Genomic DNA, 12820 nt, shown 5'->3' with positions numbered 1-12820 from the left:
CTGTTGCCGCCGATGACCGCGGTACCCGTGTTGTGCGGGTGTGTGGTGGTTGAAACCGTACGGCGGTAAGCGGGCGTCCCTCACCGTAGCGGGAGGCTGACAGGCCGAAGCGCTCAATGCCCGTGTGAGCCTCTTGAGGCCCCTTCCCGAATATGGGGAGTCGTCAGGCGCTCATTCAGGGCGGCACATGCGGACTCAGGTACCGGCAAACCCCCATTCGGGTCGGCGCTACCGGTAGACTGATGGACAATCCCGCGTCCTTGCGGGATTCGTCGATACAAGCCGAACGACGCAGCCGCTCCCGCCTGCCCGGAGAACGGCCTGTGCTGTGCCAGAAAGGGCGCTTCGTGGCCGATTCCGGCAACCCCAACGAGAACATTCCGTCCACCCCCGGTGAGAGCAGCGCTGCTCCCGCCCCGGCCGAGGCGAAGGCGTCGGGTGAGGTGAAACCCTCGTACGACGCCAACGCGATCACCGTGCTCGAGGGTCTGGACGCGGTCCGCAAGCGACCTGGCATGTACATCGGCTCGACCGGTGAGCGCGGTCTCCACCACCTCGTGCAGGAGGTCGTCGACAACTCGGTCGACGAGGCGATGGCCGGGCACGCGGACAGCATTGACGTCACGATCCTCGCCGACGGCGGGGTGCGCGTGATCGACAACGGCCGTGGCATCCCGGTCGGCATCGTGCCGTCCGAGGGCAAGCCGGCCGTCGAGGTCGTCCTCACCGTGCTGCACGCGGGCGGAAAGTTCGGAGGCGGCGGTTACGCCGTCTCCGGCGGTCTGCACGGCGTCGGTGTCTCCGTCGTCAACGCGCTGTCCACCCGGGTCGCCGTCGAGGTCAGGACGGACGGCTACCGCTGGACCCAGGACTACAAGCTCGGCGTCCCGACGGCCCCGCTGGCCCGTAACGAGGCCACCGACGAGACGGGCACGTCGGTCACCTTCTGGGCAGACGGCGACATCTTCGAGACGACCGAGTACTCCTTCGAGACCCTCTCCCGGCGTTTCCAGGAGATGGCCTTCCTCAACAAGGGCCTGACCCTCAAGCTCACCGACGAGCGTGAGTCGGCGAAGGCGACGGCCGGTGCGGACAGCGCCGAGGCGGTCGACGTCCCCGAGGAGGAGACGACCCGCACGGTCACGTACCACTACGAGAACGGCATCGTCGACTTCGTCAAGTACCTCAACTCCCGCAAGGGCGATGTCATTCACCAGTCGGTGATCGACATCGAGGCCGAGGACAAGGAGCGTCTCCTCTCGGCCGAGATCGCCATGCAGTGGAACACGCAGTACAGCGAGGGCGTCTACTCCTTCGCCAACGCGATCCACACGCACGAGGGCGGTACGCACGAGGAGGGCTTCCGTGCGGCGCTGACCTCGCTGGTCAACCGGTACGCGCGCGACAAGAAGCTGCTGCGCGAGAAGGACGACAACCTCACCGGTGAGGACGTCCGCGAGGGTCTGACGGCGATCATCTCGGTGAAGCTGGGCGAGCCGCAGTTCGAGGGGCAGACGAAGACCAAGCTGGGCAACACGGAGGCCAAGACCTTCGTGCAGAAGGTCGTCCACGAGCAGCTGACGGACTGGTTCGACCGGAACCCCAACGAGGCCGCCGACATCATCCGCAAGGGCATCGCCGCCTCGACCGCCCGTGTGGCGGCCCGCAAGGCGCGTGACCTGACCCGTCGCAAGGGGCTCCTGGAGAGCGCCTCGCTGCCGGGCAAGCTGAGTGACTGCCAGTCCAACGACCCGACGAAGTGCGAGATCTTCATCGTCGAGGGTGACTCCGCCGGCGGTTCGGCGAAGTCCGGCCGTAACCCGATGTACCAGGCCATCCTGCCGATCCGGGGCAAGATCCTGAACGTCGAGAAGGCCCGGATCGACAAGATCCTGCAGAACACCGAGGTCCAGGCGCTGATCTCGGCCTTCGGTACCGGGGTCCACGAGGACTTCGACATCGAGAAGCTCCGCTATCACAAGATCATTCTGATGGCGGACGCCGACGTCGACGGTCAGCACATCAACACCCTGCTGCTGACGTTCCTCTTCCGCTTCATGCGGCCGCTGGTCGAGGCCGGGCACGTCTACCTGTCGCGCCCGCCGCTCTACAAGATCAAGTGGGGCCGGGACGACTTCGAGTACGCGTACTCGGACCGCGAGCGCGACGCCCTCGTGGTGCTCGGCAAGGAGAACGGCAAGCGGATCAAGGAAGACTCGATCCAGCGCTTCAAGGGCCTCGGCGAGATGAACGCCGAGGAGCTGCGTGTCACCACGATGGACGTCGACCACCGTGTGCTCGGCCAGGTCACGCTCGACGACGCGGCGCAGGCCGACGACCTGTTCTCGGTGCTGATGGGTGAGGACGTCGAGGCACGGCGCTCGTTCATCCAGCGCAACGCCAAGGACGTCCGCTTCCTCGACATCTGAGTCGGCCGTACAAGCAAGCCGCAGCGCGAAAGGACTTTGACCAGCAATGGCCGACGAGAACACCCCCGCCCCCGTGACGCCCGAAGAGGTCCCGCCCGTCGAGGGCGTGGGCATGCGTGTCGAGCCCGTCGGGCTCGAGACGGAGATGCAGCGCTCCTACCTCGACTACGCGATGTCCGTCATCGTGTCGCGGGCCCTGCCCGACGTGCGGGACGGCCTCAAGCCCGTCCACCGCCGGGTGCTGTACGCGATGTACGACGGCGGCTACCGGCCCGAGAAGGGCTTCTACAAGTGCGCCCGCGTCGTCGGTGACGTCATGGGTACGTACCACCCGCACGGCGACTCCTCCATCTACGACGCCCTGGTGCGTCTGGCGCAGCACTGGTCGATGCGCATGCCGTTGGTGGACTCCAACGGCAACTTCGGTTCCCCGGGCAACGACCCGGCCGCCGCCATGCGGTACACCGAGTGCAAGATGATGCCGCTGTCCATGGAGATGGTCCGTGACATCGACGAGGAGACCGTCGACTTCAAGGACAACTACGACGGCCGCAACCAGGAGCCGGTGGTTCTGCCGGCGCGCTTCCCGAACCTGCTGATCAACGGTTCGGCGGGCATCGCGGTCGGCATGGCGACCAACATCCCTCCGCACAACCTGCGCGAGGTCGCGTCCGGTGCCCAGTGGTACCTGGAGCACCCGGAGGCCTCGCAGGAGGAGCTGCTGGACGCTCTCCTGGAGCGGATCAAGGGCCCGGACTTCCCGACGGGCGCGCTCGTCGTGGGCCGCAAGGGCATCGAGGAGGCCTACCGCACGGGCCGTGGCTCGATCACGATGCGCGCGGTCGTGGCGGTCGAGGAGATCCAGAACCGCCAGTGCCTGGTCGTGACGGAGCTTCCGTACCAGACCAACCCCGACAACCTCGCGCAGAAGATCGCCGACCTGGTGAAGGACGGCAAGGTCGGCGGCATCGCGGACGTCCGTGACGAGACCTCGTCGCGTACGGGCCAGCGCCTGGTCGTCGTGCTGAAGCGGGACGCGGTCGCCAAGGTCGTACTGAACAACCTGTACAAGCACACCGATCTGCAGACCAACTTCGGCGCCAACATGCTGGCGCTGGTGGACGGGGTGCCGCGCACCCTGTCGATCGACGCGTTCATCCGACACTGGGTGACGCACCAGATCGAGGTCATCGTCCGGCGTACGAAGTTCCGGCTGCGCAAGGCCGAGGAGCGCGCGCACATCCTGCGTGGCCTGCTCAAGGCCCTGGACGCCATCGACGAGGTCATCGCCCTCATCCGGCGCAGCAACACCGTGGAGATCGCGCGTGAGGGCCTGATGGGCCTGCTGGAGATCGACGAGATCCAGGCGAACGCGATCCTGGAGATGCAGCTGCGCCGGCTGGCCGCGCTGGAGCACCAGAAGATCACCGCCGAGCACGACGAGCTCCAGGCGAAGATCAACGAGTACAACGCGATCCTCGCCTCGCCGGAGCGGCAGCGGCAGATCGTCAGCGAGGAGCTGGCGGCGATCGTCGAGAAGTTCGGCGACGACCGGCGCTCCAAGCTGGTGCCCTTCGACGGTGACATGTCCATCGAGGACCTGATCGCCGAGGAGGACATCGTCGTCACGATCTCCCGCAGCGGCTATGTGAAGCGCACGAAGACGGACGACTACCGCTCGCAGAAGCGCGGCGGCAAGGGTGTGCGCGGCACGAAGCTCAAGGAAGACGACATCGTCGACCACTTCTTCGTGTCGACGACGCACCACTGGCTGCTGTTCTTCACCAACAAGGGCCGCGTCTACCGGGCGAAGGCCTACGAGCTCCCGGACGCCGGCCGCGACGCCCGCGGCCAGCACGTGGCCAACCTGCTGGCCTTCCAGCCGGACGAGCAGATCGCGCAGATCCTGGCGATCCGCGACTACGACGCGGCGCCGTATCTGATCCTGGCCACGAAGGGCGGTCTGGTGAAGAAGACCGCGCTGAAGGACTACGATTCGCCGCGTTCCGGCGGCGTCATCGCCATCAACCTGCGCGAGACGGCCGACGGATCGGACGACGAGCTGATCGGCGCCGAGCTGGTGTCGTCCGAGGACGATCTGCTGCTCATCAGCAGGAAGGCCCAGTCGATCAGGTTCACCGCTACGGACGATGCGCTGCGCCCGATGGGCCGCGCCACTTCGGGTGTCAAGGGCATGAGTTTCCGCGAGGGAGACGAACTGCTCTCGATGAATGTCGTCAGGCCCGGTACTTTCGTGTTCACTGCCACTGACGGCGGGTACGCGAAGCGGACCCCTGTCGACGAGTACCGCGTCCAGGGTCGCGGCGGCCTGGGTATCAAGGCTGCCAAGATCGTGGAGGACCGGGGCTCGCTGGTCGGTGCGCTGGTGGTCGAGGAGACGGACGAGATCCTCGCCATCACGCTCGGCGGCGGTGTGATTCGTACGCGAGTCAATGAAGTCAGGGAGACGGGCCGTGACACCATGGGCGTCCAACTGATCAATCTGGGCAAGCGAGACGCCGTTGTCGGTATCGCTCGCAACGCCGAGGCAGGTCGCGAGGCCGAAGAGGTCGACGGATCCGTCGACGCTGATGCCGAAGGCGGGACGACCGACGCAGTGTCAGCTGAGGCCACCATGGCCGACGCGGCTGCCGAGAGCACGGACGACGGCACTGTCGAGGGCAACACGTCCTCGACCGGGGAGCACGAGGAGTAGAGCGTGAGTGGAGCCACGGGCGCAGGTTCGGCCGCTTCAGGAGCCGGCGGGAACGGTGCCCGTGGCTCTGCCACGGACTCCCAAGGGGGCACTGTGACGGATACCCGGGGCCCTCAGCCCCAGTACGAGGGTTACGCGACCGGGCCGTTGCCCGGTGAGCGGGAACCCGCACCGGGCCAGGCGGGCCCGTACCACCCGCCGCAGGCCTACCCCTCGCCTCCGGGCGGGACCCAGGGCGGCGGCCGGTCCTACGGCGGGCAGCAGGGCGCGGGAACGGCCCAGGCGGCCCGCAGACCCCGGACGGGTGCGCGGACGACTCCGCGTACCCGCAAGGCGCGCCTGAGGGTGGCCAAGGCGGATCCGTGGTCGGTGATGAAGGTCAGCTTCCTGCTGTCCATCGCACTCGGCATCTGCACGGTGGTCGCGTCCGCGGTGCTGTGGATGGTCATGGACGCCATGGGCGTCTTCGAGACCGTCGGCGGCACCATCAGCGAGGCGACCGGTTCCAACGAGGGCAACGGCTTCGACCTGCAGTCGTTCCTTTCGCTGCCGCGCGTGCTGATCTTCACCTCGGTCATCGCGGTGATCGACGTGGTGCTGGCGACCGCGCTGGCGACGCTGGGCTCCTTCATCTACAACCTGTCGGCAGGCTTCGTGGGCGGAGTCGAGCTCACGCTGGCCGAGGACGAGTAGCGGTACGGGTATCGATTTTGGGACTGGCCCCGACGTGCGCTAATCTTCTTCACGTCAGCGCGACACAAAAGCGCGGCGGGGCTATAGCTCAGTTGGTTAGAGCGCATCCCTGATAAGGATGAGGCCACAGGTTCAAATCCTGTTAGCCCCACAGCGGTAAGTGCCAGATCAGAAGGCCGGTAGATCTCAGGATCTACCGGCCTTCTGCATGCGTACGGCCCTGGGGCTCCGCCGGGTACGGTGTGCGCCTCATTGATCAAGGTGGGGGGCGTATGGAATCCGTGGTGACCGGGCTGCTCGCCCTGGCGGGCTTGGCGGTCTGTCTGCTTCCGTCGCTGATCGCCTTCAACCGGCGGACGGACAACCGGTGGCTGGTTCTGGCCATCAACGTCATCTTCGGTGCGACGTTCCTGGGCTGGGTGGTGGCCCTCGTGCTGGCCCTGCGTAAGCCCGAGGTCCCGTCCGCGGCGTGACACCCGGCCCGGCAGGGCGCGCCGTGGCGTGGCACGTGCCCCGCAGGGCGCGCCGTGGCGTGGCGCCGGCCCCGCAGGGCACACCCCGTGGCGTGACAGCCCTGCAGGGCACCCCGCGGTGTGGCACCGTGCCCGCAGGGCGCCCCGCGGGCATGAAGAAGGCCCCTGCCGGGGATCCCGGTCCAGGGGCCTCGCGTGGTCAGGCGCGGTGCGCTCAGGGTGGCAGGGGGACGCCGTCCTGGGCTTGGGCGTTGCCGAGGGCGGTGCGGGTGCCGTGCGTGGCGCGGGCGGTGTCCAGGGTGTCGGGGGCGAGCGTCCGGGTGGCGGGCGAGGAGCCGTGGGCCTCGGCGCGGATGCGCTGCTTCATCGTGGGCGGCAGTGCCCGGTCACGCGGGAGGGTCCATCGCACCGACGGGGCGGTCGGAGTTGCGACGCCCTGGGCCCTGTGCTCGTGGCTCGTGGTCGCCGGCTCCGTGACCGTGGCTTCCGTGGCTGCCGCGGTGGAGCTTGCGAGGCCCAGCGACGCGAGGAGTGCGAAGAACGCGGTGATGAAGGCGGTCCAGATGCTCTTGGCCTTGAAGGTGCTCATGGCCCCTCACTTTCAGGTGGTCCGGTTTGCTTACCTTTCTGATGATGTGGATCCGGCTCCCGATTCCGTGGAGCGACGCCACCGATATGCCGTTCTTCAGATGAACACCACTCGTATGGTGCAACCGGGGCGGATATGAGGTGTCCAGGCGTCGAGTGCGGGTGCCGCCGGCGCCCGGGCTGTCGATGCACAGGCCGGCGATGATCGCTCTTCCGTAGGCGCCAGTTGGGTTGCGGGGAGGTCACCGGTCGATATCGGCCGATGTGTATAGTCGGGCAGCAGAACTCCCCAATGCCAAGGAAAGACGAGGTCGCGCGGTGAAGAAGCTTCTCCTGGTCGCACTGGCCGCCATCGGCGGGCTCCTCGTGTACCGCCAGATCCAGGCGGATCGCGCCGAGCAGGATCTGTGGACGGAGGCGACTGACTCCGTGCCCGCAGGTTCGGGTGTGTGAGACAGAACAGCCTGTCGCGGGCCCCGGTCGCAGATGCGGCCGGGGCTTCGTGCTGTTGCGGGACCGTGACACCTGTGCCCTTGAGTTCCCTTAAGCAAATCAATAGCTTGCTTGAGCAAAGAAACCGGGGTTCGGGCCGAGGGGGAACGGGTGAACGCACGCACTCACCACCGCACCGCACGAGTGGGGACATTGATCGGCGGGGTGCTGTTCGCCCTGGTGGCAGGCGCGCTGCCGGCCCTGGCGGACCCGCCTGCCGCCCCTGACACCCCGGCCGCGGCCCGGTCCGACGGGAGCGGCAGCCTGGTCATGGTGCTCGACTCGTCCGGCTCCATGGCGGACGACGACGGTACGGGGCGTACCAGGATGGAGAGCGCCCGGACGGCCGTCGGCACGGTCGTGGACGGCCTCCCCGACGGCTATCCGACGGGTCTGCGCGTGTACGGCGCCGACCGGCCGCGGGGCTGCACGGACACCCGGCTCGTACGCCCGGTGCGCCCCCTCGACCGGGCCGCGATGAAGCGGGCCGTGGCGGCGGTACGGCCGCGGGGGGACACTCCCATCGGCCTGTCGCTCCGGAAGGCGGCGCAGGACCTGCCGCAGCCTGCGGGCGGATCCATCGGTACGCGCACGGTCCTGCTGATCTCCGACGGTGAGGACAACTGCGGTACGCCGCCGCCGTGCGAGGTCGCCCAGCAGCTCGGCAAGCAGAGTGTCGGGCTGCGCATCGACACCGTCGGCTTCCAGGTGAAGGGCGCGGCCCGCGAGCAGCTGGAGTGCATCGCGAACGCGGGCAACGGCCGCTACTACGACGCACCGGACGCCGAGGCGCTGGCCCGTCAGCTCCAGCGCGCCTCCCGGCTCTCCGCCGACGGCTACCGGCTGAGGGGCGAGCGGGTGACGGGCGCGGCCACCGCGGGCGGGGCGCCCGTGCTCGTACCCGGGCAGTACCTGGACACCATCGGGCCCGGCGAGAAGCGGTACTACGCGGTGGACCTGGACGCCGTGTCCACGGCGGACTTCGCGGCGACGGCCGTGCCGCAGCCCGGGGCGGCCGTGGACACCTTCGACGCGCTGAGCACCAGGATCGAGTACGACGAGCACGGCTCCTGCGGGACGCACACCGCGCGCTTCCTGCAGAAGGAGGGGGCGGTACCGCTGACTTCGGCGGTCGCCCGGATCCGTTCGGAGGCGGGCACCCGCACCTGCGACCGGGCCGGCCGCTACCGGCTGGTGGTGGAGCGCGAGAGCAAGAAGGGCTCCGACGCCGCGCGTTGGCCCCTTGAGCTCGTGTACGGGGTCGAGCCACCGCCGGCGAAGGGCATGACGCCCGCCCAGTCGCAGACGGAGTACGGCCGGGGCGGCAAGGAGGCCGCCCTGCCGGCGGGTGATCCCCGTGACGTACGCGGCGGCACCGGGTTCAACGACGCCGAGACGGTCGGTGAGGGCGTGTGGCGCGACCGGATCCTGCCGTCCCAGACGCTCTGGTACAGGGTGCCGGCGGGCTGGGGCCAACAGGTGCGCTACGAGGTGGAGTTCGCCAACGAGCCCACGGTGGAAGGCTCCACGGCCACGTACTCGTACGGCGCGACCCAGCTGTACACGCCTGCCCGCCACCCGCTCACCGACGGCGGTGAGTTCCACCCGAGCGCGATGTACAACGGCCGCCCTGCCGCGGTGGAGATGGGCGGGGTGCCGGTCGCCTGGACCAACCGCTACGAGGACCGGACCGATGTGTGGCCGGTGCACGCCGGGGGCGGGTTCTACGTCTCGGTGACGCTGGGCGCCGAGGCAGCCGAGATCGCCGAGAACCCGCACATCGGCCTGGTGCTGCGGGTGTCGGTACTCGGCGACGAACGGGCAGGCCCGGAGCACGGAGCCCCTGTGGCCAAGAGGGAAGCTGCACGGGATGAGGACAAGCCGGGCGATTCGATCGCGTCCGCAGACAGCAGTGGTGCGGGAGGGGCAGGATGGACCGGCATCGCGGCTGCTGCCGGGGCTGCCGTCATGGCCGCGCTGGTCGCCGTGTTCGTATATGTACGCAGCCGCCGCGGAGCAGCCGCACGGACGACGAGGGGAAGCGCGTGATGAGGCAGCGCAGCAGGGGCCGGGTGACGCTGGCCGCGGTCGCGGCGATGTGCGCGGTGGCGGCGCTCCCGGGACCGGCGTGGGCGGACGGTGAGACCGCTGCGTACACCTTCGACCCGGGTGCCGAGGCGGTGGCGGGCGCGGTGGTGAGCACCGATGCGAAGGCACTCAAGGCGGGTTCCGTCTACAGGAGTTCGATCAAGGCCGGCGAGAAGCTGTACTACCGGCTGAACCTGGACGCGACGACGAACGCGTACGTCTCGGCCGTCGCCGTACCGAAGAGCGGCGGGAAGGTCGCCTACGGGGACGGCATCACCGTGAGCGTCAGGGACTCGTCCGATCTGCGGTGCAGCTCCGAGGACGCCCGGTTCGAGTCCGCGGAGTACCCGCGTCCGATCGCCGCGTACGCCTACCGGGTGGTGGAGAAGGACAGCAGCACCTGTCAGGGCCCCGGTACGTACAACGTCCTCGTCGAGCGGGAGAGCAAGGCCACCTCGGGGCCGGAGGACTGGGAGCTGGAGCTGCGGTACGCGACGGAGCCGGCACTCGCCGATGACGCCGCGATGCCCACTCAGGCGCCGGAGGACTGGCCGTCCGCCTCGCCCGCGCCGCCCACCCCGGCATCCGACAACCGCAGGCAGGGCGGGGCCAGTTATTACGACGCCACGAGCCTGGAGACGGGTGAGTGGAAGGACGAGATCACGCCGGGGCAGACCCGCTTCTACCGGGTGCCGGTGGACTGGGGGCAGCAGATCTTCGCCACGGCCGGTCTCGGCAACAGCCCCGCGTCCGACGAGTACATCAGCGGGGCGCTCGCGATGGCCCTCGACAACCCGGCCCTGGGACATGTCGACAACGTGTCGCCCATGGCCTACTCGGGCAAGCCGGCCTCCGTCTCCCTGGACCCGGTGCCTCCGGTCGCGTACTCGAACAGGTTCGACGCGAGCAGCAGTGTCAGCGCCATGCGGTTCGCGGGCTGGTACTACCTGTCCGTCACGCTGAGCCCGAAGGTCGCCGAGGCCTACGGCGCCAAGCCGTTCCCGCTGACGCTGTCCGTCAAGGTCGAGGGCAAGGCGGAAGGGTCTCCGTACGCGGGCGACGCCGGGATCTTCGCGGTCACGGACAAGGACAAGGACCTGGCCAAGAGCGGAAAGAGCGGTCCGCAGGCGGCCAAGAGCGAGAGCGACACCATGAAGCTCGTCGGCGCGGCCGGCATCGGTGCGGGCGCCGTGCTGGTTCTCGCGCTGGGCGTGTGGACCTTGCTCGCGCGGCGCCGCGCGGCCGCCGCCACCCCCGCCGGCGGTCAGCCGCCGTACGGAGGGCCGCCGCAGGCCTGGTAGCCCCGCGGTCCGCTCAGGCCTGGGTCAGCGCCCAGATGCCGACGGCGAAGCAGATCAGCGCCACCAGCAGGACCGGGACCGCCACCTTCGGGGGCGGTCCCGGACGCGTTCTCGGCGCGTGCGAGGCGGGCACCGGGGCGGGCGTGCGGTGCGCCGCCGGAGCCTGCGGGTGCTGGGCGGTGTAGGCGCGGGTGAGCGGCTGTTCGTGCTGCACCGCGGAGGTGGGGGCCTGCGAGGGATCCGGTACGGCGGCGGGGAAGGGGGCCGTCGTGTGGGTCGCCGGGTGCGGGGCGAGGGGGTGCGCGGCCTGGGGCGTGGAGGCGGTGGGCTGCGGAGGCGGCGGGAGGTGGAAGCTGCCCGTCTCCGACATGGCGGCCGGGGCCGGTGCGTACGGCTGCTGTCCCGTGGCCTGCTGTCCTGCCGCCGGCGGTCCGGGTTGCGGGGCCTGCTGTCCTGCCGTCGCCTGTCCGGGCTGCGGGGCCTGCTGGTCCGTTACGGGACCTGCCGGGCCGAATCCGGCGGGCAGCGGGCCGATCTGGTCGAAGACCTCCACCGGCTCGTCGTCGGTGCCCGGCTCGGGGAGCATCTCGACGGCGGCCGCCAGGGCCTTGCGCGCGCCCGTGGCGGTACGGAACCGGGCCTGCGGGTCCGGCTGCAGCAGCCCCGCGAGGACCTGCCACAGCGGCTCGGGGATGCCCTGCGGCGCGCTGGGCGTCCCGTACGAGGCGAAGTGCTCCACGAGCGCCTGGGAGTCGGGCTTCTGGCCCTGGAGCAGATACAGGGCGACGAGACCGACCGCGAAGAGGTCAGCGGGGAAGTCGGGCTCGGCGCCCATCATCTGCTCGGGTGCGAAGTAACCCGGCGTCCCCACGACGTAGTTCGTCTCGGTGAGGCGGGGCTCGCCCTTGCGCATGGAGATCCCGAAGTCGGACAGCCGCAGATGCGGTCGTCCGGTGCCGGTGGCCTCCATCAGGATGTTGGCGGGCTTGATGTCCCGGTGCACGACCCCCTCGGCGTGCACCGTCGAAAGACCCGACAGCAACTGGTCGAGCAGCGTGCAGACGAATCTCGGGGGCAACGGGCCGTAGTCACCGATGACATGGGCCAGCGAACCGCCGCTGACCAGGTCCATGGTGAACAGGACCTTGTCGTCGTCGGCCGCCCAGCTCGCCGGAGCGAGCACATGCGGGTGCTCGATCCGCAGCGCCTGCTCGCGGACGAAGCGCAGCAGCGTGTGCGCGTCGCTCTGCTGGAGGACCTTGGCCGCCACGTAACGGCGGCGCCGGTGATCCCAGGCACGCCAGACAGCACCGACCCCACCACGTCCGATCGGATCGATCAGTTCGTACCGACCAGCGAAGACCTCACCCATTGCGCTGCGCCCGCTCCCCGTTCCTGTGTCGGCCCGTGCGTGTCCTTGTTACCGCGCCCGGACCCGGATGCTCCGGTTGCCGGGCGGGTGCCCGGTCCCGGCCGGCCGTCTAGCTCTGGTGGCCCTCGTAGTGCGCCACCGCGTCCGCGGTGCGCCCTGCGCCGTACACCCGGAGGAACTCTGCCAGTTCCGGGTGGGCCGGGGCGAGGGAGTCGGCGGCATCGATGATCTCACCGGCCGCCGCGACGGACCGCAGCAGCGACTGGATCTCGCGGACCACGCGGCGCACGGTGGGGGCGCCGCCGGTCGTCGTGGTCTGGCCGGTGCCGGTGAGCACGGAACCTCCCTGGGACTTCTTGATCTCTTCCATGCGGTCGGTCGCCTCTCCCGCGCTCACGCTGCCGTCCGCCACCTGACTGGCCAGTTCCTGGAGCGCCTGGACGCGCTGGACGACCGCGGGGTTGCCGATCTTCGCCCGCTGACCGCTCATGAGCTGGGAGAGCATGGGGGCGGACAGTCCGAGCACCGCGGCGAGCCGGGCCTGGTTCAGGCCGAGGTCATCTATCAGCCGTCGGAAGAGCGCACCCAGCGGCTCCCCGTACCAGCTGCGCTGAAGATCCCTGGCTCTGGCCGTTGCCTCTTGCTGCGCTGCATCCATGGCGTCTCCC

10 protein-coding genes and 1 tRNA gene are annotated in these 12820 nt (G+C 69.4%); 8 read left to right on the top strand and 3 right to left on the bottom strand.

From position 1 onward, the window contains the following. Positions 1-323 precede the first annotated feature (323 nt). From gyrB to OG446_RS18470, 5 genes are all read left to right on the top strand, one after another. Complete coding sequence (gene gyrB / locus OG446_RS18490) at positions 324-2429, top strand: DNA topoisomerase (ATP-hydrolyzing) subunit B (RefSeq protein WP_328895097.1); 2106 nt, start codon at positions 324-326, stop codon at positions 2427-2429. A gap of 46 nt (positions 2430-2475) precedes the next feature. Further along, entirely contained in the window at positions 2476-5145 is a 2670-nt protein-coding gene (gene gyrA / locus OG446_RS18485) for a DNA gyrase subunit A (protein WP_328895096.1), read from the top strand. 93 nt (positions 5146-5238) lie between these two features. Then, positions 5239-5838 (top strand): DUF3566 domain-containing protein, encoded by a 600-nt coding sequence (locus OG446_RS18480; RefSeq protein WP_328895095.1) that lies wholly within the window; start codon positions 5239-5241, stop codon positions 5836-5838. A gap of 77 nt (positions 5839-5915) precedes the next feature. Continuing rightward, positions 5916-5989, top strand: a tRNA-Ile gene (locus tag OG446_RS18475). A gap of 121 nt (positions 5990-6110) precedes the next feature. Next, positions 6111-6311: a superinfection immunity protein gene (locus OG446_RS18470; RefSeq protein ID WP_328895094.1), complete on the top strand. Its 201-nt coding sequence runs from the start codon at positions 6111-6113 to the stop codon at positions 6309-6311. A gap of 214 nt (positions 6312-6525) precedes the next feature. Here the strand turns inward: OG446_RS18470 and OG446_RS18465 are convergent, their stop codons facing one another. Next, positions 6526-6900 carry a DUF6344 domain-containing protein gene (locus OG446_RS18465; RefSeq protein ID WP_328895093.1) on the bottom strand — a complete coding sequence of 125 codons (375 nt, stop codon included), beginning with the start codon at positions 6898-6900 and terminating at the stop codon, positions 6526-6528. A gap of 317 nt (positions 6901-7217) precedes the next feature. On the opposite strand from OG446_RS18465, the gene OG446_RS18460 reads away from it, so the two are divergent. From OG446_RS18460 to OG446_RS18450, 3 genes are all read left to right on the top strand, one after another. After that, entirely contained in the window at positions 7218-7352 is a 135-nt protein-coding gene (locus tag OG446_RS18460) for a DLW-39 family protein (protein WP_003958712.1), read from the top strand. A 150-nt stretch (positions 7353-7502) separates the two neighbouring features. Next, positions 7503-9440, top strand: coding sequence for a vWA domain-containing protein (locus OG446_RS18455; protein WP_328895092.1), 1938 nt, complete (start codon positions 7503-7505; stop codon positions 9438-9440). After that, positions 9440-10780 carry a hypothetical protein gene (locus OG446_RS18450; protein ID WP_328895091.1) on the top strand — a complete coding sequence of 447 codons (1341 nt, stop codon included), beginning with the start codon at positions 9440-9442 and terminating at the stop codon, positions 10778-10780. Before OG446_RS18455 ends, OG446_RS18450 begins: the two co-directional genes overlap by 1 nt. Positions 10781-10793: 13 nt before the next feature. Here the strand turns inward: OG446_RS18450 and OG446_RS18445 are convergent, their stop codons facing one another. Both OG446_RS18445 and OG446_RS18440 read right to left on the bottom strand, forming a co-directional pair. Beyond that, the gene (locus tag OG446_RS18445; RefSeq protein ID WP_328895090.1) at positions 10794-12152 is read right to left on the bottom strand and encodes a serine/threonine protein kinase; all 1359 of its coding nucleotides are present in this window, start codon (positions 12150-12152) and stop codon (positions 10794-10796) included. Positions 12153-12261: 109 nt separating this feature from the next. Then, entirely contained in the window at positions 12262-12810 is a 549-nt protein-coding gene (locus OG446_RS18440) for a helix-turn-helix domain-containing protein (RefSeq protein WP_219571613.1), read from the bottom strand. Between the last annotated feature and the right edge of the window lie 10 nt (positions 12811-12820).

It is taken from the genome of Streptomyces sp. NBC_00236 (genome assembly GCF_036195045.1).
Lineage (GTDB): Bacteria > Actinomycetota > Actinomycetes > Streptomycetales > Streptomycetaceae > Streptomyces.
Note: the sequence above shows the minus strand (reverse complement) of the source record. Positions and strands in the feature narration are given on the sequence as shown.